Origin of the sequence: Streptomyces sp. Je 1-4 4N24, assembly GCF_026239515.1 — a bacterium.
GTDB lineage: Bacteria > Actinomycetota > Actinomycetes > Streptomycetales > Streptomycetaceae > Streptomyces > Streptomyces nigrescens.
Map to the genome: position 1 here is coordinate 1,988,603 of NZ_CP110836.1, position 19,500 is coordinate 2,008,102.

Sequence of the window (19,500 nt, forward strand, 5' to 3'; positions counted from 1 at the left end):
TCAGACCGTCTCTTCCTGGCCCTGACGGGCGGCCGCGAGCCGTACCGCGTCCAGGATCTTCTCGTAGCCGGTGCAGCGGCAGAGGTTGCCGGAGAGCGCCTCGCGGATGTCCGCGTCGGTCGGCTGCGGGTTGTGCTCCAGCATCTCGTCGGCGGCGACCAGGAGGCCGGGCGTGCAGAAGCCGCACTGGACGGCGCCCGCGTCGATGAACGCCTGCTGGATCGGGGAGAGTTCACCGCCCTCGCCGGTCTGCGAGTCGGTGCCCTTGGCCTGCCACTGCTGCGCGGCCTGCAGGGAGGTGCCACAGGCGCCGGAGGGACAGCCGCCCTCGGCGCGCTGCTTGGCGAAGTCCGCCAGGCCCTCGACGGTCACCACCTCGCGGCCCTCGACCTGACCGGCGGCGACCAGACAGGAGCACACCGGCACGCCGTCCAGCCGGACCGTGCAGGAACCGCACTCGCCCTGCTCACAGGCGTTCTTGGAGCCCGGAAGGCCCATCCGCTCCCGGAGGACGTACAGCAGGCTCTCGCCTTCCCAGACGTCGTCGGCCTCCTGGCGGCGGCCGTTGACGGTGAATGTCACGCGCACTGTGCGCTCCTCTCGTTGCCCCGGTAGGACTCCCAGGTCCAGCCGAGGGTGCGGCGCGCCATGATGCCGACCGCGTGCCGGCGGTAGGTGGCGCTGCCGCGCACATCGTCGATCGGGTTGCAGGCGCCGGAGGCGAGCTGCGCGAACTGCTTGGCGACGGACGGCGGGATGGGGTTGCCGGACTCCCAGAAGCCGCCCTCGTCCAGCGCCGCGGTGAGGAACTCCTCGGCCTCGCGGGCCCGTACGGGGGTGGGCGCGGCGGAGCCGATGCCGGTGCGCACCGTGCGGGTCGCGGGGTGCAGCGCGATACCGAAGGCGCACACCGCGATCACCATGGCGTTACGGGTGCCGACCTTGGAGAACTGCTGCGGCCCGTCGGCCTTCGGCAGATGCACCGACCGGATCAGCTCGTCGGGCTCCATGGCGTTGCGCTTGACGCCCACGTAGAAGTCGTCGACCGGGATCATCCGGCGGCCGCGTACGGACTCGACCTCGACCTCCCCGCCCGAGGCGAGCAGCGCGGGGTGCGCGTCACCGGCCGGGGAGGCGGTGCCCAGGTTGCCGCCGACGCCCCCGCGGTTGCGGATCTGCGGGGAGGCGACCGTGTGCGACGCCAGGGCCAGGCCCGGGAGTTCGGCCCGCAGATGCTCCATGATCTGGGTGTAGGGGACGGAGGCACCCAGGCGCACGGTCTTCTCGCCGACCTCCCACTCGCTCAGGTCACCGATGCGGTTCAGGTCGAGCAGGTACTCGGGGCGCCGGTGGTCGAAGTTGATCTCGACCATCACATCCGTGCCGCCCGCGATGGGCACAGCGGTAGGGTGCTCGGCCTTGGCGGCGAGCGCCTCCTCCCAGCTGGCGGGGCGAAGGAAGTCCATGGTTGGCCTCTTCTACGAAATCGGTCGTTCGTTACTCATGGTGAGGACGCTGCGCTCACATCGCCATGGAGCCGTTCATGTCTCGTTAACGGTTGAGGCTTAGTGAACGCGCCCCGGACCCGCCCGGTGCAGTCACCGAAACCATGAAGCGGTTGGCTGGCCAAGCCACCTGTCTTGTAGATTCGAACGAAAGACGAGGCTCTGAAACCTCGCGGCATTCCACCGGCAATACCAGACAGCAAAGAACGGCGGGCGAGGTCATGCGGCTCCGCGCACTCCTGGACACCCCATCCCTGGGCCTTCGGCTGCTCGGGGGCGAGGACGAGCTGGACCGCACCGTACGCGGCGTGATGACCACCGACCTGCGCGACCCCAGCCGCTACCTCTCCGGCGGCGAACTGGTGCTGACGGGGCTGGCCTGGCGCCGCGCGCCCGAGGACTCCGAGCGGTTCGTCCGCATCCTGGCCGCCGCCGGGGTCGCCGGGCTCGCCGCGGGCGAGGCGGAGCTGGGCTCGGTCCCGGACGACCTGGTGGCGGCCTGTGCCCAGCACCGGCTGCCGCTGTTCTCGGTCGTCGAGGACGTCTCGTTCGCCTCCATCACCGAGCATGTCGTCCGCCAGGTCTCCAGCGAACGGGCCGGTGACCTCGCCGCCGTGGTGGACCGTCACCGGCGTCTGATGACCTCCGGCCCCACCGGCGGCGGCCCGGAGGTGGTCCTGGACCTGCTCGGCTCCGATCTGGATCTGCGGGCCTGGGTGCTCTCCCCCACCGGCCGGCAGATCGCCGGTTCGACGCTGGCCGGTGCCGGACCCGAGCTGTCCGCCGGGACGGCCGCCCGGCTCGCGGGCGAGCATCTGGCGGCCGCCCGCAGTGGCCGCCGCGGCCCGCACCGGGTCACGATCGAGGCGGCCGGCGCACCGGGAGGCGCCACGTTCTCGCTGTTCCCGATCCGCCACGACGGCCGTGACCTGCGCCAGACGCTGCTCAGCGACTGGCTGCTGGCCGTCGAGGCGGACGCCGGCGACTGGCCCGAGGAGCGCCTGGACCTGCTGCACGGTGTCACCCAGCTGATCGCCGTGGAACGCGACCGGCGCGATGCGGCCCGTACGGTCCGCCGCCGGCTCGCCCAGGAGGTGCTGGAGCTCGTCCAGACCGGCGCACCGCCCGCCGAGATCGCCGCCCGGCTGCGGGTGGCGGCCCCGGTGCTGCTCCCCGGGCTGGGCACCGCGCCGCACTGGCAGATCGTGGTGGCCCGGGTCGAGTGGGAGGACGGCGACGTCCCCGGCGGCCCGGTGGCACAGAGCCTGCTGGAGGAGATGCTGGTCGACCCGGGCACCTTCGGGCCGGAGCCCTCCGACCGGATCGCCGTGGCCCACACCGGCGACGAGGCGGTGGCGCTGGTGCCGCTGCCCGTCCCGGACGAGCCCGGGGACGCCTCGGCGGCCGGTCTGCACGCCGATGAGCTGCTCTCCGTCGTCCAGGAGCCGCTCGGCCGCGGTCTGGCGGACGACGGGCGGCTGACGGTCGGCGTGAGCGCGTCGGTGCACTCGGCGGAGGGGCTGCGCGGCGCGCTGGAGGAGGCCCGGCACGCCCGCCGGGTCGCCGCCGCCCGCCCTGGCCGGGTCTGCGCCGCCGGTCACGAGGAGCTGGCCTCGCATGTGCTGCTGCTGCCGTTCGTGCCGGACGACGTCCGCCGGGCCTTCACCGCCCGCCTCCTGGACCCGCTGCGCGACTACGACCGCCGCCACCGCGCCGAGCTGATCCCCACGCTGGAGGCGTTCCTGGACTGCGACGGCTCCTGGACCCGCTGCGCCACCCGCCTCCACCTGCACGTCAACACGCTCCGCTATCGGGTGGGCCGGATCGAGCAGCTCACCGGCCGCGATCTGGCCCGCCTGGAGGACAAGCTCGACTTCTTCCTCGCGCTGCGGATGAGCTGACAACGGCGGGGCGCCACCGGTCCCGTCCCGGGTGTCGGAGGCGTGCGCCCGCGGGTTCCGCCGGGCGGATTCGACTCGGCCCGCCCGGACTGCGCCGTTCGGGGTCATCCGATCGGGCGGCATCGCGTGCACGGCGTCCGGGCGCCGGCCGGGCGCGGCGCGCCACGGCGCACCCGATCAACGCCGCGCCCCCTGTCTGAACCGTGCCCCGAGCGATTGTGAAAACATTCACCCGCCCCCTTGGCCCCGCTACGGAATCCGTGCTGAGATTCGCCCACGGTCTCCAATTTCCAGCTCAATGGCGCGCTCGGGGAGGGCAATGTGGCGGATACCGCCATGTCAGGATCCGCGGATCCCGTGGATCCCGTCAGTTCTGCGGATCCGGTACCGCTCGCGGTACCGGCACCCGCATCCGCACCGGAGGCACCGGCACACGGCACGGTCGAGGGGGACACTCCCCTCGACCGTGCCGTTTGGCGTCTGCGCTCCCGCGGCTGCTGGGACGACGCGGCCGCGCTGCTGGAACCACACTCCGTCCATCACGCCCCGTCCGCGCTGCGTCGCGCCGCGCTCCTGGTGGAGCGCTGCATGTTCACGGCCACCGGCTGGGCCGCGGCGGAGGACGCGCTGCGCACCGCCGAGGCGTTGGCGCATGACGACGACGAGCGGGGCGGCGCGGCCTGCGAGCGGGGCCATCTCGCCTACGCCGCCACGGTCCTGGGCGTCCGGGACCGGGCCGATGAGGCGCGCTCGGCGCTCGGCCGGGCCGCCGCGCTGCTGGCGCCCGCCGCGCCCGGCCGCCCGCTGCTGGACCTCCGCCGCGGGCTGATGGCCGAGCATGTCGCCGACAGCCCGGATGCGGCGCGCGCCGCCTACCGCCGTGCGCACGCCGGCGCCACCGCACACGGCGACACCCTGCTGCTGTCCTTCACCTGGCGCCATCTGGCCGGGCTGGCCCTGCGCGACGGCGAACTGGCGGAGGCCCGGCACGGTTTCGCCGAGTCCCTGCGGATCCGCGAGGAGCTGGGCTTCCTCATCGGCACGGCACCGGCCCTCGCGGCGCTGGCCGACGCCGTCCCGGACACCGACGCACCCCGGCTGCGCGCCGAGGCCGCCCGGCTGTTCCGCCTCATGGGCGGCGTCCCCACCTGGCTCGCCGACCATCTGTCCGCCGCCGTCACGGCGACCTAGGGAGGTTCTCCTCCTGGGAACCGCTCGTACACCACGGCCAGCCACCCGCCTGCTGCGGGTGGTTGGCCGTCGCCCGTCCGCCACCTCCCTTGCCGCTCCCGCCCCTCCCCGTCAACCCCCCGTCGTCGGCCATGCCCGCCCGCGCTGCGATTGGCTGGATCTGGACGGTCCCCGCGGCGGATCGGCCGGGGCGTGATGGTTGCGGTACCCCCCAACGGTCGACGAGCCGGGCGAACCATGAGGTGGGACCATGGGCGGAGGCAGGGGGCAGTGGTGTTCCATCACGCCCCACTGGCCCCGAGAATGGCCGCAAGTCGCACTGTGAGGCGGCGGCAGGGACTTGGATGCTGGTCCGGGACCAGCTGAGACCCTCACCCACTGGCACAGCCTTTACAGGAGGCCATAGATGACAGCAGGAGTGACGAACACAACCGCTGGAACCGACTGGGGCAAGGCAGATTTCGAGGCGATTTACAACTGCCCGGATCCCCGTCGGTACTTCACCACACTGAACCCCCTGGACTACCAAATTCCACACCACGGCCAAGCGGTCTTCCGCGCCGTGGCCGAGACCCTCCAGCGGCACCGGAGCGACCGCCCGCCACTGAACGTCGTCGACCTCTGCTGCTCGTACGGGGTCAACGCCGCTCTGCTCAACCACCGGCTGTCCCTCTCCGACCTCTACGGCCGCTACGCCGCGCCCGGTCCGGGCATGCCGACCACCGGCCAACTCATCGAAGAGGACCGTACGTTCTTCGCCACCCGCCGGCGCGCCGAACCCTTCCGGATCACCGGCATCGACTCGGCGGACCGCGCGGTCGGCTATGCCCGATCCGTCGGCCTCCTCGACCACGGCTTCGCGGAGAACCTGGAACTCGACGAGCCGAGCCCGGAGCTACGGCAGGTCCTGGCCGGCACCGATCTCATCACCGTCACCGGCGGCGTCGGCTACATCACCGCGCGCACCTTCGGCCACCTCGTCGACAATGTGTCCGCACCGCCATGGGTCGCCGCGTTCGTGCTGCGTACGGTGTCCTACCAGCCCGTCTCCGCACTGCTGGCCCGGGCAGGGCTGGTGACGGAGAAGCTCACCACCCGTACGTTCCGGCAGCGCCGGTTCGCCGACGGCGACGAACGGCGCGCGACCTTCGACGCCCTGGCCGGCCTCGGCCTGTCCACCGCAGGCAAGGAATCCGACGGCTTCTACCACGCCGAGCTCTATCTCTCCCGGCCCGCCGCCGATGTCGCGGCGCTGCCACTGGAGGAACTGCTCCCCGACTGAGCCGCTCGCGAGGGCCCAGGGCCTGTCCCGCGACCCCGGCCATGACCCGCCGGACAGGTGTTAGGGGGTGTCTTCCCGATCAGGCCGGATCAGGGAGCGGGGTGTGGTGCGTGCGATCGCAAGGCGGAGGAGGGAGTCGACGCGGAGCGTCGGCGAGTGACGACAACGCCGCGAGCGTGCGTGCCACACCCCGCGAGCCCGGCCTGATCGGGAAGACACCCCCTAGTGGGGATGCCGCGCCGCCGAGACATGCTCGCGCGCGATCCGCTCGACGACCGCGTACTCCTGGGCCACCAGGGCGTCGAGCAGCGCCGTGTGCTCGGAGGCGTCGGCCAGCAGCTCGGCCGTACGCAACCGGGAGCCGCCGGCCGGCCACTGGGTGCGGCGCAGCAGATCGCCGGCCACCTCGGTGAGCCGGCGGTTGCCGGTGAGCGACATCAGGGCGACGTGGAAGGCGTGGTCGGCCTCGGCGTAGCCGACCCGGTCCCCGTGGGCGGCGGCCGCCACACCCGCCGCGGCGAGCGGGCGCAACTCCTCCCAGCGCTCCGGGGCCAGCGCCCGCGCCAGCCGGATGATCGCGGGCACCTCCAGCATCCCCCGGACCTCGGCCAGCTCGGCGAGTTCACGGGAGCTGCACTCGGCGACCCGGAAGCCGCGGTTGGGCACGACCTCGACGGCGCCTTCGCCCGCGAGCTGCTGCATGGCCTCACGGACCGGGGTCGCGGAGACGCCGTAGCGCTCGGCGAGCGCGGGGGCGGAGTAGACCTCGCCCGGGGTCAGCTCCCCGCCGACCAGCGCATGACGCAGCGCGGCCAGCACCTGGCCGCGGACGGAGTGCCGCCGGGGCCCGGCAGGTCCGGGCTGCGCGGGCACCCACGCCCGCGCGACCGGCTCCTGTTCCGCTGTGCCCTGTTCCATGACGGATCCTCCTGACGTATCCCAGCACCATAGGCGGCGCGGGCCACAGTACAAATCTGTGCACCGGTCCCGGAACCTCGCCGGTCCGGCGGGACTGGCGCCGATCGCGCGCGGGTAAAGTCTTCGAGTAAGGTAAGGCTTACCTGTCAACGATCGCGATTCGGTGGTCTCCCATGACTTCTGCTCTCGCCGCCCCGGCCGCGACCCACCCCGTCGCCGAGGCCTACGCCCGGCTCGCCGAGGCATTTCCCGGTCTGCAGGTGACCACCTGGCATGCGGCGCCACCCAGCGGCGACGGCTGGGTGTGCGCGGCCGGGCTCGCGGCCGGCGGCGAGGCCCTCGACGCCTTTCTCTCCTGGGACAACGCACAGATCCTCCGGGACTACGGTCAGCGGGGCCGGCCGGACGTGGTCGCGAGCTTCGCGCTGCACCGCTACGCCTGGCCCGCCTGCCTGCTGATCACCGTCCCCTGGTTCCTGCACCGCCGGGTCCCGCTGCTGCCCGTACAGGACGTCTCGTTCCAGCGCGAACTGGGCCGCATGGCAGTGCGCATCAGCTCGTTCGCCTGCCTCCCGGACGATCCGGCGGCAACACTGCCCGGCGCCCGGGTCGTCCCGGACGAGGAGGCGCTGCGCGCGGAGGTCCGGGCGGCGGTGGCCGCACATCTCGGGCCCGTCCTGGACGGTTTCCGCACCCGGATGCGGCGCGGGCCGCGGGCACTGTGGGGGATGGCGTCCGACGAGATCGTCGAGGGCCTCTGGTACGTGGCACAGCTGCTGGGCGAGGAACCGCGTGCGAGGGCCGCGCTGGAGCGCCTGCTGCCGGGCGCCACCGCTCCCTACGTCGGGAGCGCGGGATTCCGTGCGCTGACCGGCCCCTGCGGCGAGGCCCTGGCGACCCGGGACCGCGCCAGCTGCTGCATGTTCTACACCCTGCGCCCCGAGGACACCTGCGTCACCTGCCCCCGCACCCGCGACGAGGACCGCGTCAAGCGCCTCACGACAACCGCCTGACCCCCAAGTTACCGGCGACGCACCCGTTCAGGGCAGCCCACGCGGACCCAACCGACCCCCTGCACCAGGGAGTTGGCCGACTCCTCCGCTCCCTTTGAACCGCCGACCCATTTGAAAATGATTTCCATTACGGTATCCTGGACGTGCAGCCCGGGGCGACAGTCGGCAAGCGGCCGACCGCCTGCACCCGCACGCCCAAGGCCGTAAACCCGAGCCTCGAATCCCCCATGGACAGGTATGCACGATCGACGACCACAGCAGCAAGGGATCGGCACCTACACGATCCGCCCGGCCGAACTTCAGGACTGCGACGGCGCGCGCAGCGTCATGCTGGACACCTTCTACCGCGAATTCGACTACGGATATGTGCCCGCATGGCACCCCGACGTCATCGACATCCAGGGCACCTACCTGGACCACCCGCGGCATCAGCTGATCGTCGCCCTGTCGGAAGGCGAGGTGGTGGCCACCACCGGACTGCTCTCCCGCGGACCGGCGCATCCGCCGCATCCCCGGTGGCTGGCCGAGCGCTACGCCTCCGCGGCGCAGCTCGTACGCGTCTACGTCCGTCCCGAGCACAGGCGGCATGGACTCGCCCGCGCCATGGTGCGGAGGGCCTGCGAATTCGCCGCCGCCACGGCGGGATACGACTGCGTCTACCTCCACACCAACGTCAACATCCCCGGCGCACAGGGCTTCTGGAACAGCATCGCCAAGCAGGTTTTCGACGCCAGGTCCACCGGCGAACACGGAGCCGGCTTCGGCACCGTGCATTTCGAGATCCCGCTGCCCGGCTGACGTCCAGAGATCCACCGAAATAGGAGTTCGTCGACGCTCCGCCGGCCCGCACGGGTACGGAGAAGCGCAACCTGTCCCGGTATCGCGCAAACCACGAAAGTGCTTCAACGCGGCCCTCAGGTCGAACATGAAGGTTGACATGAGGTCCGCCAAGGACGCCCGGAGGTGACCGCGCAGGGGATGTGCGGTCGCTCGCGACAAGACCGGCCGACGGGGCGCCACACGGACAGGTCTCGGCTCTCCCGTTGCACTTCGGCCTTCCACGCCACCCGACGGGCCGATTTCCCTCGAAATTGTTTTCCTTTTGCGTGCGGCAGTTCGAAGGCAGGGTGACTCCCTCGCACCCCTTGGCGGCCTCTTGTTCTGAATGCCTCGGTTACGGCTGTGGTTTCCGCCAGGATGTCGCGGAAATCGCGTATCCGAGCCAAAGGGATCCCAGAATGAGAATGACCGACATACCGCTGGACTGGCTGGTTCCCGGCGCCCTGCTGCTCGTCGGCGTGTTCGCGGCCGCGGCGCTGGTGGTGCGCGGGAAACGTGCGGCCGCACGGTCCGCCGGTGAGGACTCCTGGGAGCGCAGCGAGGAGCGCCGGCGGCGTAAGGAGACCATTTTCGCCTCGGCCTCCTATCTGCTGCTGTTTTGCTGTGCGGCGGTCGCCGCCGCGCTGTCCTTCCACGGGCTGGTCGGCTTCGGCACGCAGAACCTCAACCTCTCCGGAGGCTGGGAGTATCTGGTGCCCTTCGGGCTCGACGGTGCGGCGATGTTCTGCTCCGTACTCGCCGTACGGGAGGCCAGTCACGGTGATGCGGCGCTAGGTTCCCGGATGCTGGTGTGGACGTTCGCGGGCGCCGCGGCCTGGTTCAACTGGGTGCATGCGCCGCGCGGCCTGGACCATGCGGGTGCGCCGCAGTTCTTCGCCGGGATGTCGCTGTCGGCCGCGGTCCTCTTCGACCGGGCGCTCAAACAGACCCGCCGGGCGGCGCTGCGTGAGCAGGGCCTGGTGCCGCGGCCGCTGCCGCAGATCCGGATCGTCCGCTGGCTGCGTGCTCCCCGCGAGACCTTCGCGGCCTGGTCGCTGATGCTGCTGGAAGGCGTACGGACGCTGGACGAGGCGGTCGAGGAGGTCCGCGAGGACCGGCGCGAGAAGGAGCAGAACCGGCACCGCCGGCGCGAGCAGGGCAAGCTCGACCGGGCCCGTATCAAGGCCATCAACCGGCAGCACCGCGCGTGGGGCATCGGCCGGGGTGGTGGCCGGCAACTGGCGGTGACCCAGGCGGCGGCCGCGCCCGCGGAGGTGGCCGGCCCGGACCCCGCCATAGCCGGCGATTCACCGCCGATGCTCACCGGAGAGTCGCCGGTGCGCTCCCGCCCGGCCCTCAAGGCCGTGGCCGGCGCTGAGGCCGAGGGTGCCGGGGCCCTGGCCGGGCCACCGCGGACCGTGGATCTCACCGCCGAGGACGACACCCAGACGATCCCCCGTCTGGACTCCCTCGAGGAGAAACTCGCCGAGATCGAACGGCAATTCGGCTGACCGGTGGCGGACCGCGCCGACCGACGCCCCCGCCCATGGGTCAGGCCGGTCCGCCGCCCAGCTCGAACCACACGCTCTTCCCGAGACTTTCGGTGCGTATCCCCCAGGCGTCGGCTAAGGAACGCACCAGCATCAGCCCCCTGCCGGAGGTCCCGTCGGTGGTCGGTGCGCGCGGTTCGGGCCGTCCGGGTACGAAGTCCCGGACCTCCACCCGCAGCCGGTCGCTGACCCTGGCCGTGACGACGGCGCCGCCCTCGGCATGCACCAGGGCATTGGTGACCAGCTCGCTGGTGAGCAGCGTCGCGACCTCCGCGAGCTCGCCGCCCCCCGGCACCGTCCAGCGGCTCAGCAGCTGGCGCAGCTCCCTGCGCACCTCACCGACCGCCTTCAGATCCGCATGCCGCACCTTGCGCTCCAGCACTCTTGGCGCTCGTGCGGTGGTCCCCCCGTTCCGGCCCCCGTTGGCCGTTTCCTGTCTTTGGTCCCGTTCCTCGCGCCGCACAGGCTGACGCATTCTCTCCCCCGCCCCCAACGAACCTCGGCGCTCTGCCTCGAACAGCCTCACGGTCAGCATGCCCATCGGATCTGCCGCCATGCTTCCGCTAGCCGCTTCGGCTCGCCATGTGGCCGATGCGCCGCCCGCGCGCCGGGTGGGCCGGGCCGCGCCTCAGTGGGTATGCCTGACCCGAGCCTGTCGCGGAACCCCGGCCGGTACCGGATGCGAAGGAGCACTCCCGCGGTTGCCGCCGGGGCAGCCCGCCCGCGCCCCGGGGCGTGGGGAGTACGAGCGTGAGGAGCCGCTGTGCACGACGACCGACTGCTGGTGGAGGGGCGCCTGGAGCGGGCGCTGAGGCAGTTCATCAGGCCCGCGCAGTATGCGGCGCGGGTGCCGCTGCGGCTCACCGTCTGGCATGCCCCCGGAGAACCGGTGCCGGTGGGCGAGGCGCTGCAGGCCCCGTACGAGCCGTTCGCGGTCGGCGAGCCCTGGGGGCCGCCGTGGTCCACCAGCTGGTTCCAGCTGGCGGGTGAGGTGCCACGGGAGTGGGCGGGGCGGCGGGTGGAGGCCGTCATCGACCCAGGGTTCAGCGGCGACGGCCCCGGGTTCCAGGCCGAGGGGCTGGTTCATGACGCCGAAGGGGTGCCGCTCAAGGGCGTCCATCCGCGCAACCGGCATGTCCCCGTCGGCTCGCCGGTCAGCGGCGGTGAGGAGGTGCGGCTGCTGCTGGAGGCCGCCGCGAACCCGGCGGTGCTGCGCGACTTCCGCCCCACCGGCCTCGGCGACGTACGGACCGCGCCCACCCGGCCGCTGTACCGCTTCGCCTCGGCGGACCTCGCGGTGCTCGACGAGACCGTCTGGCAGCTGATCCTCGACATCGAGGTGCTGTCGGAGCTGATGTACGAACTCCCTGCCGACGGCCCGCGCCGGCACGAGATCCTGCGGGCTCTGGAGGACATGCTGGACGCGCTGGATCTGCACGACGTCGGCGGTACGGCGGCCGCGGGGCGGGCCGCGCTGGCGGACGTACTGAGCCGCCCGGCCACCGCGAGCGCCCATCGCGTCTCGGCCACCGGCCATGCGCATATCGACTCCGCCTGGCTGTGGCCGCTGCGGGAGACCGTCCGCAAGGCTTCCCGCACCTTCGCCAATGTCACTCAACTCGCCGAGGAATACCCGGAGTTGGTGTTCGCCTGCTCCCAGGCTCAGCAGTACGCCTGGGTCAAGGAGCACCAGCCGCACATCTGGGAGCGCATCAAGGAGGCCGTAAGGGCGGGCAATTGGGCTCCGGTCGGTTCGATGTGGGTGGAGTCCGACGCCAATATGCCCGGCGGTGAGGCGCTGGCCCGGCAGATCGTGCACGGCAAGCGCTTCTTCCTGGAGGAGCTGGGGGTGGAGACCGAGGAGATCTGGCTGCCGGACTCGTTCGGCTACACCGCCGCCTTCCCGCAGCTGGCCCGGCTGGCCGGCGCGAAGTGGTTCCTGACCCAGAAGCTGTCATGGAACCAGACCGACAAGATGCCGCACCACACCTTCTGGTGGGAGGGCATCGACGGCACCCGCGTCTTCACCCACTTCCCTCCCGTCGACACCTACAACTCCCGTTTCCACGCCCGTGAACTCGCCCACGCCGAACGCAACTTCGCCGACAAGGGCCGCGCCACCCGCTCCCTGGTCCCGTTCGGCTGGGGCGACGGCGGAGGCGGCCCGACCCGCGAGATGCTGGAGCGGGCCCGCCGGCTGCGGTCCCTGGAGGGCTCACCACGGGTCGAGATCGAGCCGCCGGCCCGCTTCTTCGCCTCCGCCCATGAGGAGTACGGCGCGGCGGCGCCGGTCTGGTCGGGCGAGCTGTACCTGGAGTTCCACCGCGGTACGTACACCTCACAGGCGAAGACCAAACAGGGCAACCGGCGCAGTGAACATCTGCTGCGCGAGGCGGAGTTGTGGGCGGCGACGGCGGCAGTACGAGCGGGCGCCGATTCCTCGTACGCCTACCCGTACGACGCCCTCGACCGCCTCTGGAAGACCGTTCTGCTGCACCAGTTCCACGACATCCTGCCGGGCTCTTCCATCGCCTGGGTGCATCGCGAGGCCCGTGCCACCTATGCGGCGGTCGAGGCCGAGCTGACCGCGATCACCGAGACGGCGCTCGGGGCGCTGGAGAGCGCCGGGGCCGCGGCGGCCGAGGTGCCGACGGTGTTCAACGCCTCGCCGTACGCCCGGGACGAGATCGTCACACTGCCGGCGACGGACCCGGAGCCGGGCGGGCCGGCCGCCGTCGCGGTCCATGTACCCGCACTGGGCTCGGCCCCCGTCCGCCCGCCCGGCCCGGACTCCCCCACGCCACCGCCCGCACCCGTACGGGCGGACACCGGCCCCGAGGGCACCGTCACCCTCGACAACGGACTGCTGCGGGTGCACCTCGACACCGACGGTCTGCTGACCTCCGTACGCGATCTGCACGCCGGACGGGAGGTCCTGGCACCGGGCAGCCGCGGCAATCTGCTGCAGCTGCACCCCGATCACCCCACCCAGTACGACGCCTGGGACCTCGACCGGCACTACCGCCACCGGCACACCGATCTGACCGACGCCGAGTCCGTGGAGCTGGCCGCCGCCGGGCCGCTGTCCGCGACCGTACGGGTGACCAGGGCGTTCGGCGCGTCCCGGCTCACTCAGGACCTGACCCTGCGCGCCGGCTCCCACCGTCTCGACATCACCACCGCCATCGACTGGCACGAGTCGGAGAAGGTCCTCAAGGCCGCCTTCCCCCTGGACGTGCACGCCGAACGGTCCACCTCAGAGGTGCAGTTCGGCCACGTCCACCGCCCCACGCACACCAACACCAGCTGGGACGCGGCCCGTTTCGAGATCTGTGCGCACCGCTGGCTGCGGGTAGCCGAGCCGGGTTACGGGATCGCGCTGCTCAACGACTCGACCTACGGCCATGAGGTGACCCGCACCCCCCACTCCGAGGGCCTGGGCACGACGGTGCGGCTGACCCTGCTGCGCGCCCCGCACAGCCCCGACCCGGAGACCGACCAGGGCACCCACCGCTTCACCTATGCCCTGCTGCCGGGCGCCGGGGTCGGTGACGCGGTCGCCGAGGGGCTGGCCCTCAACCTGCCCCTCAGGTCGGCCGCCGTGCCGCCCGTAGCCCCACTGCTGCGCGTCGACCACCCGGCCGTCACCGTCGAGTCGGTCAAGCTCGCCGAGGACCGCAGTGGCGATGTGGTGGTGCGCCTGTACGAGTCCCACGGCGGCCGCGCGACCGGCACCCTCTCCCCCAGCTTTCCCGTCGAACGCGCCACCGTGACCGACCTGTTGGAACGGCCGCGGCACGAGGCGGAGGAAGGCCCGACCTCCGATGTGCCGGTCGATCTGCGCCCGTTCCAGATCCTGACCCTCCGGCTCCGGCCGCAGCATCCGCCTGCCGGGTGAGCCGGGAGTTGTGTCGGGGTCACCGGCCGGTCAGAGGTGGCGGCAAGGGCCTGACAGCGCGACGGCCGGGACCCCGTGGTGGGGTCCCGGCCGTGTGCTGGTGAGGCGCGTGATCGTGGAGTCCACCGAGCCCGCCCGGTTCAGGCCGTCATCGACGTCGGCCGGGCCATGAGCGCGGTGAACGCCCGCTCGCAACGATCAGATGATCCGAGCGAGCGGCCTAGCGGTCGGCGCCGACCAGGCCGCCGCCGCCGGTGTGCACGCCGCCGGCCGGCTTGTGGTGCTTCTTGGGGTGGTGCTTCTTGACGTGGACGTGCTTGATGTGCTTGACGTTCTTGACGTGCTTGTGGTGGTGCTTGACGTGCTTGTGGTGGTGGTGCACCACACGGCGCTCAATGCCACCGTTGAGGCAGGTGTTACCGAAGGCCGGGTTCAGCAGCCCCACGATGTTGATGGTGTTGCCGCACACATTGACCGGAATGTGGATCGGGACCTGAATCGCGTTGCCCGACACCACTCCCGGCGAATTGGCCGCCCCACCGGCCGCGCCACTGTCTGCGAACGCTGCCGACATGCCACCCAGGGCTGTACTTGCCGCAAGCGCGGCCATGGCAGTCACCCGCGTGATCCGTGACATAACAATCTCCCGATCGCTCCAAGCGGCTCACTGCCGCTTCCTGTTACTCCCTTCGGCGCGTGCGGCCCCATACTGAGAGAATTTGCTAACATTTCACTCTTTCCGGGGATAAGTGTGGTTTAGAGATCGCGTGGGTGGGTCAGAGGCATCGGCCTGGCCAGAACAGTGCACCAAGTACCCTGGGCCACGTGACGATGCACCAGGCCGTCGATGTGACGGTTGACGCGATGCTTGAGGACCTCAGGACGCTCATCGAGGTCGAGTCCCCCTCGCGCGATCTCGACGCACTCAAGGCATCGGCCGAAGCTGTCGCCGCTGTGATCGAGACCCGCCTCGGCGGGCAGGCCGTCCTCGTGGAGAGCGAAGCCGGGCCGCACGTCCACTGGTCGGCCGGGGGCGATCCCACCGTGCTGATCCTCGGTCACCATGACACGGTGTTTCCGCTCGGCACCCTGGAACGCCGCCCGTTCAGGGTCGAGGACGGGCGGGCAACCGGCCCCGGGGTCTTTGACATGCTCGGCGGGCTGGTGCAGGCCATCCATGGCCTGGCGGCGCTCGATGACCGCTCGGGCGTCGAGATCCTGGTGACCGCGGACGAAGAGGTCGGCTCCCGCTCCTCCCGCGCTCTCATCGAGGAGCGTGCCCTTGCCTGTGGCGCTGTCCTCGTGTTCGAGGGCGCCGCTGAGGGCGGAGCCCTGAAGACCGGCCGTAAGGGCTGCGGCACGTTCGAAGTCTCTGTCACGGGCCGGGCGTCGCACGCCGGCCTGGAGCCCGCGGCCGGGGTCAACGCCCTCATCGAAGCGGCTCATCAGGTACTGGACATCGCGGCGCTGGGCCGTCCCGAGATCGGCACGACCGTCACCCCCACCGTCGCGTCCGCAGGAACTCTGGACAACGTCGTTCCCGCCGAGGCGACCGTCATCGTCGACGTCCGGGTCGAGTCGGCCGACGAGAAGGAGCGCATCGAAGCTGCCTTCGCGGCGCTGGCTCCGCATCTCGATGAGGCGGAGATCGCGGTTCACGGAGCCGTCGGCCGCCCCCCGATGCCCGAGTCGGCGGCCGCCGGACTCTTCGCGGTGGCGCAGCAACTGCTCCCCGGCATCGAAGCCCAGGCGGTCGGCGGCGGAAGCGACGGCAACTTCACGGCCGCACTGGGAGTGCCCACCCTCGACGGCCTGGGAGCGGTCGGGGGCGGCGCCCACGCCGACCACGAGTACCTGCTGATCGACGCCATGCCCGAGCGGGCGAACCTTGTCACCGGCCTGGTGAAGGCGCTCCAGCACCCGGGCCCGGAGGGGAACAGGCACCTGCGCGGCCGGTGAGCGGCGACCACGCGAGGCCGTGCTCCGCGCTCACCTCGCCGGCCGGCCACGAGGTGCGTTCCGCGGAACAACTCGCGCTGCGCCTCTGACCGCCGCCGTACAGCGCCTAAGGCCTGGGAATGTTGCGCAAGTTGGAGCGGGCCATCTGGAGCATGCGGCCGACTCCGCCGTCCAGGACCATCTTTCCGGCCGACAGGGCGAAGCCGGAGACCATCTCGGCGCTGATCTTCGGCGGGATGGACAGGGCGTTGGGGTCGGTGACGATGTCGACCAGTGCCGGGCCCTTGTGGCGGAAGGCGTCGCGCAGGGCGGCGCGCAGATGCTTGGGCTTCTCCACCCGGACGCCGTGTGCCCCGGCCGCGCGGGCGATGGCCGCGAAGTCCGGGTTCTGGTTGGTGGTGCCGTACGACGGCAGACCGGAGACCAGCATCTCCAGCTCCACCATGCCCAGCGAGGAGTTGTTGAACAGCACCACCTTCACCGGAAGGTCGTACTGGACCAGGGTGAGGAAGTCGCCCATCAGCATCGAGAACCCGCCGTCGCCCGACATGGAGACGACCTGGCGTCCGCGGTCGATGAACTGGGCGCCGATCGCCTGTGGCAGCGCGTTGGCCATCGAGCCGTGGCTGAACGAACCGATCACCCGGCGGCGGCCGTTGGGGGTGAGGTAGCGGGCGGCCCAGACGTTGCACATGCCGGTGTCGACGGTGAAGACGGCGTCGTCGGCGGCCTCCTCGTCCAGGACGGAGGCGACGTACTCGGGGTGGATCGGGGTGTGCTTCTCGACCTTGCGGGTGTAGGCCTTGACCACGCCTTCCAGCGCGTCGGCGTGCTTCTTCAGCATCCGGTCGAGGAACCTGCGGTCCGGCTTCGGCCGGACCTTGGGGATCAGACCGCGCAGCGTCTCGCGGACATCGCCCCAGACGGCCAGCTCCAGGGTGGTGCGGCGGCCCAGGTGTTCGGGCCGGACATCGACCTGGACGATCTTGACGTCATCGGGCAGGAACGCGTTGTACGGGAAGTCCGTGCCGAGCAGGATCAGCAGATCGCATTCATGGGTGGCCTCATAGGCCGCGCCGTAACCGAGCAGTCCGCTCATGCCCACGTCATAGGGGTTGTCGTACTGGATCCATTCCTTGCCGCGCAGCGCATGTCCGACCGGGGACTTCACCCGCTCGGCGAACTCCATCACCTCGGCGTGCGCGCCCGCCGTGCCGCTGCCGCAGAACAGCGTGACCTTGTCGGCGTCGTCGATCATCCTGGCCAGGGCGTCGATCTCGGCGTCCCCGGGGCGGACGGACGGGCGCGCGGTGACCAGGGCGTGTTCGATGGCGCGCTCGGGGGCCGGTTCGGCGGCGATGTCGCCGGGGAGGGAGACGACCGCGACGCCGCTCTGTCCGATGGCGTGCTGGATCGCGGTCTGCAGCACCCTCGGCATCTGCTTGGTGCTGGAGATCAGCTCGCTGTAGTGGCTGCACTCGGTGAACAGCCGGTCGGGGTGGGTCTCCTGGAAGAAGGTGGTGCCGATCTCGCTGGAGGGGATGTGGGAGGCCAGGGCGAGGACCGGGGCCATGGAGCGGTGGGCGTCGAACAGACCGTTGATGAGGTGCAGATTGCCGGGTCCGCAGGAGCCGGCGCAGGCCGCGAGGGAGCCGGTGAGCTGCGCTTCCGCGCCGGCCGCGAAGGCGGCGGCCTCCTCGTGGCGGACCTGGATCCAGTCGATGGCGGAGTTGCGGCGGATGGCGTCCACCACGGGGTTCAGGCTGTCGCCGACGACGCCGTAGAGCCGTCGCACCCCCGCCCTCACGAGGATGTCCACGAACTGCTCGGCCACGGTCTGCTTCGCCATGTCGCGCTCGCTCCTTCGACGGGTGGGTGACTGCCCGCTGACGCGGTGGGGCCTGGTCCCATGAAACCCATGGGGTGCCCGGGGCCGCCTCCGCTGCGCCGCTCCTGCCGGTCTGCGCCTCGGGACCGCGTGTGCCCGCCGCTACGACTCCCACACCCCCACGGCCGTACGGTCCTTCGGATGGCCGGCCACGCGCAGCTGGGCGGCGGCGAGGAAGGCCACCAGGCCCGGGGGCTCGGCGGACCACTGTCCGGCCAGCCGGTCGGCGAACTCGGGCTCCTGCTGCAGCGGCTCGGCGAGGCCGGCGCTGCACAGCAGGAGAGTGTCCCCCGGACGGGCGAAGGCCGTGCGGAAGAGGAACGGCTCGGACCCGTCGGGGCCATCGGCCGGCGACCGGCCGGAGGCGGAACGGAGCCGTCCGCCGGTGTCGTCCGGTCCCTCCTTCGCCACCTGTTCCGGCAGCGGGGGCTCCAGGTCCTCCCAGGCGCCGTCGCGGAGCCGGAAGAGGCCGCCCGCGCCGATACCGAAGAACACCCGGGTACGGCAGTCCGGGTCGGCGGGCAGCAGCAGACAGCGCAGCGCGGCCGTGTACCGCTCCGGGGCGACGTCCAGCTCCCGTGCCCGGCCGCGCAGCCTGCCGTAGCTGCGGTCGGTGAGCCGCTGCAGCCCGGATTTGAGGGCGCTGCGGTGGTCCGTACGGATGTCCTCCGCCAGTCGGGTGTAGCTGCGGCCGACCGCGCCGCCGATCCAGGCGCAGGCGTCATGGGCGGCGCGTTGGGCGCCCTCGGCGGCCGGCCGGCCGGTGGCGACGACGACCAGGATCAGGGCGTGCCGGCCGGCCCCGAAGCGGGCGGTGAGCAGGGCGTCGCGGCGTACGTCACCGCGGTGGCGGGCGAGGTCGCCGCGCTGGGAGGCGGCGAGCAGGGTCAGCGAGCCGTACCGGGCGCCGTCCAGCGCGGTGTCCGGCACCAGTTCGTCGAGTGCGGCCGGATCGGCGGCGGGCAGCGGGCCCAGCTCGGGTTCGGACAGCGGCGGCCGGTCGCCGGTGATCCCGGTGGTGGCTGGTGCGGGGGTGTCGCGGGGTGGCTCGGGCGCGGACGGGGCGGCAGGCCTGGCACGGGACGCCGGGCGCGAGCCCGGCCCGGTGGCCTGGAGCGGGATCGGCGCCGGCGGGGAGGCCGCGGGGCGGGCCGGGGGCGGCTGCGGTGCGGGGGCGCCCCGCCGCGGCGGGGCCACCGCCCGGAGCGCCGAGGCGACCCGGTCATCGAGGGTGTCCGGGGTGTCGGACGGCCCGGCATCACGCACCGCGGCGCGTCCCTGGGCCTCCTCTCCCCCTCCCTCGCCGTACAACTGCCGCCACCAGTCGTCCTCCTGGCCGCACCCGGCCCCCTGCTGGTTCATGCGCCGTATTGTCCCTGCACGGCCGCGCCCTCAACAGGGCGCGAAAGAGCGTCCACCGGGCGGTCGGCCTCCCAAGAGTGACCGTCCGGCGGAGTCGGTGAGCAGCGCATGTCAGCGGCGCGGACCACGGACCGGCTGACCGAATCGCCGTGGGCGGCGGTCGGTTCGGCCGCGGTGTGACCGGTCCGTCCACCGCGGCCCCCTGCCACCCGCG

Annotated in this window: 14 protein-coding genes and 1 pseudogene; 8 read left to right on the forward strand and 7 right to left on the reverse strand. The window is 71.9% G+C overall.

Annotated features, from left to right (window positions below; all coding sequences use genetic code 11):
* Nucleotides 1-588 carry a (2Fe-2S)-binding protein gene (locus tag SLV14N_RS08485; RefSeq protein ID WP_263268874.1) on the reverse strand — a complete coding sequence of 196 codons (588 nt, stop codon included), beginning with the start codon at nucleotides 586-588 and terminating at the stop codon, nucleotides 1-3.
* Entirely contained in the window at nucleotides 579-1,466 is an 888-nt protein-coding gene (locus SLV14N_RS08490; RefSeq protein ID WP_018089055.1) for a xanthine dehydrogenase family protein subunit M, read from the reverse strand. Before SLV14N_RS08490 ends, SLV14N_RS08485 begins: the two co-directional genes overlap by 10 nt.
* Nucleotides 1,467-1,726: 260 nt before the next feature.
* Between SLV14N_RS08490 and SLV14N_RS08495 the strand changes: the two genes are divergently transcribed.
* From SLV14N_RS08495 to SLV14N_RS08505, 3 genes are all read left to right on the forward strand, one after another.
* Complete coding sequence (locus SLV14N_RS08495; protein ID WP_208680406.1) at nucleotides 1,727-3,406, forward strand: PucR family transcriptional regulator ligand-binding domain-containing protein; 1,680 nt, start codon at nucleotides 1,727-1,729, stop codon at nucleotides 3,404-3,406.
* Between the two features lie 321 nt (nucleotides 3,407-3,727).
* Complete coding sequence (locus tag SLV14N_RS08500) at nucleotides 3,728-4,597, forward strand: hypothetical protein (protein WP_263268876.1); 870 nt, start codon at nucleotides 3,728-3,730, stop codon at nucleotides 4,595-4,597.
* 418 nt (nucleotides 4,598-5,015) lie between these two features.
* Entirely contained in the window at nucleotides 5,016-5,879 is an 864-nt protein-coding gene (locus tag SLV14N_RS08505; protein WP_208687772.1) for a hypothetical protein, read from the forward strand.
* A 222-nt stretch (nucleotides 5,880-6,101) separates the two neighbouring features.
* On the opposite strand, the gene SLV14N_RS08510 is transcribed toward SLV14N_RS08505, so the two are convergent.
* On the reverse strand, nucleotides 6,102-6,797 hold the full coding sequence (locus SLV14N_RS08510) for a GntR family transcriptional regulator (protein WP_208680407.1): 696 nt from the start codon (nucleotides 6,795-6,797) through the stop codon (nucleotides 6,102-6,104).
* A gap of 173 nt (nucleotides 6,798-6,970) precedes the next feature.
* On the opposite strand from SLV14N_RS08510, the gene SLV14N_RS08515 reads away from it, so the two are divergent.
* The 3 genes from SLV14N_RS08515 to SLV14N_RS08525 all read left to right on the forward strand — a co-directional run bounded on the left by SLV14N_RS08515 (nucleotide 6,971) and on the right by SLV14N_RS08525 (nucleotide 10,140).
* On the forward strand, nucleotides 6,971-7,810 hold the full coding sequence (locus SLV14N_RS08515) for a (2Fe-2S)-binding protein (RefSeq protein WP_263268878.1): 840 nt from the start codon (nucleotides 6,971-6,973) through the stop codon (nucleotides 7,808-7,810).
* Nucleotides 7,811-8,047: 237 nt separating this feature from the next.
* Nucleotides 8,048-8,608 (forward strand): GNAT family N-acetyltransferase, encoded by a 561-nt coding sequence (locus SLV14N_RS08520; protein WP_263268879.1) that lies wholly within the window; start codon nucleotides 8,048-8,050, stop codon nucleotides 8,606-8,608.
* Between the two features lie 440 nt (nucleotides 8,609-9,048).
* Nucleotides 9,049-10,140 carry a DUF2637 domain-containing protein gene (locus SLV14N_RS08525; RefSeq protein WP_208680410.1) on the forward strand — a complete coding sequence of 364 codons (1,092 nt, stop codon included), beginning with the start codon at nucleotides 9,049-9,051 and terminating at the stop codon, nucleotides 10,138-10,140.
* Nucleotides 10,141-10,180: 40 nt separating this feature from the next.
* On the opposite strand, the gene SLV14N_RS08530 is transcribed toward SLV14N_RS08525, so the two are convergent.
* Complete coding sequence (locus SLV14N_RS08530) at nucleotides 10,181-10,558, reverse strand: ATP-binding protein (RefSeq protein WP_208687773.1); 378 nt, start codon at nucleotides 10,556-10,558, stop codon at nucleotides 10,181-10,183.
* A gap of 384 nt (nucleotides 10,559-10,942) precedes the next feature.
* Here SLV14N_RS08530 and SLV14N_RS08535 point away from each other — a divergent pair, with 384 nt between their 5' ends.
* Nucleotides 10,943-14,077, forward strand: coding sequence for a glycoside hydrolase family 38 C-terminal domain-containing protein (locus SLV14N_RS08535; RefSeq protein WP_263268880.1), 3,135 nt, complete (start codon nucleotides 10,943-10,945; stop codon nucleotides 14,075-14,077).
* Nucleotides 14,078-14,480: 403 nt separating this feature from the next.
* On the opposite strand, the pseudogene SLV14N_RS08540 reads toward SLV14N_RS08535, so the two are convergent.
* Nucleotides 14,481-14,714: pseudogene (locus SLV14N_RS08540) on the reverse strand (chaplin); the annotation flags it as partial.
* Nucleotides 14,715-14,902: 188 nt separating this feature from the next.
* Between SLV14N_RS08540 and SLV14N_RS08545 the strand changes: the two are divergent.
* Complete coding sequence (locus tag SLV14N_RS08545) at nucleotides 14,903-16,036, forward strand: M20 family metallopeptidase (RefSeq protein ID WP_317633698.1); 1,134 nt, start codon at nucleotides 14,903-14,905, stop codon at nucleotides 16,034-16,036.
* Nucleotides 16,037-16,142: 106 nt separating this feature from the next.
* Here SLV14N_RS08545 and SLV14N_RS08550 read toward each other — a convergent pair whose 3' ends face one another.
* Together SLV14N_RS08550 and SLV14N_RS08555 are read right to left on the reverse strand one after the other, a co-directional pair.
* The gene (locus tag SLV14N_RS08550) at nucleotides 16,143-17,885 is read right to left on the reverse strand and encodes a pyruvate dehydrogenase (RefSeq protein ID WP_208680413.1); all 1,743 of its coding nucleotides are present in this window, start codon (nucleotides 17,883-17,885) and stop codon (nucleotides 16,143-16,145) included.
* 141 nt (nucleotides 17,886-18,026) lie between these two features.
* Nucleotides 18,027-19,286, reverse strand: a complete 1,260-nt coding sequence (locus SLV14N_RS08555) for a protein phosphatase 2C domain-containing protein (RefSeq protein WP_263268881.1) — start codon at nucleotides 19,284-19,286, stop codon at nucleotides 18,027-18,029.
* Between the last annotated feature and the right edge of the window lie 214 nt (nucleotides 19,287-19,500).

What these genes read in the sequence shown, in the direction of transcription:
- SLV14N_RS08555 (WP_263268881.1), bottom strand. Translation starts at nt 19,286, where the DNA reads ATGAACCAGCAGGGGGCCGGGTGCGGCCAGGAGGACGACTGGTGGCGG.
- SLV14N_RS08550 (WP_208680413.1), bottom strand. Translation starts at nt 17,885, where the DNA reads ATGGCGAAGCAGACCGTGGCCGAGCAGTTCGTGGACATCCTCGTGAGG.
- SLV14N_RS08515 (WP_263268878.1), top strand. Translation starts at nt 6,971, where the DNA reads ATGACTTCTGCTCTCGCCGCCCCGGCCGCGACCCACCCCGTCGCCGAG.
- SLV14N_RS08525 (WP_208680410.1), top strand. Translation starts at nt 9,049, where the DNA reads ATGAGAATGACCGACATACCGCTGGACTGGCTGGTTCCCGGCGCCCTG.
- SLV14N_RS08490 (WP_018089055.1), bottom strand. Translation starts at nt 1,466, where the DNA reads ATGGACTTCCTTCGCCCCGCCAGCTGGGAGGAGGCGCTCGCCGCCAAG.
- SLV14N_RS08495 (WP_208680406.1), top strand. Translation starts at nt 1,727, where the DNA reads ATGCGGCTCCGCGCACTCCTGGACACCCCATCCCTGGGCCTTCGGCTG.
- SLV14N_RS08510 (WP_208680407.1), bottom strand. Translation starts at nt 6,797, where the DNA reads ATGGAACAGGGCACAGCGGAACAGGAGCCGGTCGCGCGGGCGTGGGTG.
- SLV14N_RS08520 (WP_263268879.1), top strand. Translation starts at nt 8,048, where the DNA reads ATGCACGATCGACGACCACAGCAGCAAGGGATCGGCACCTACACGATC.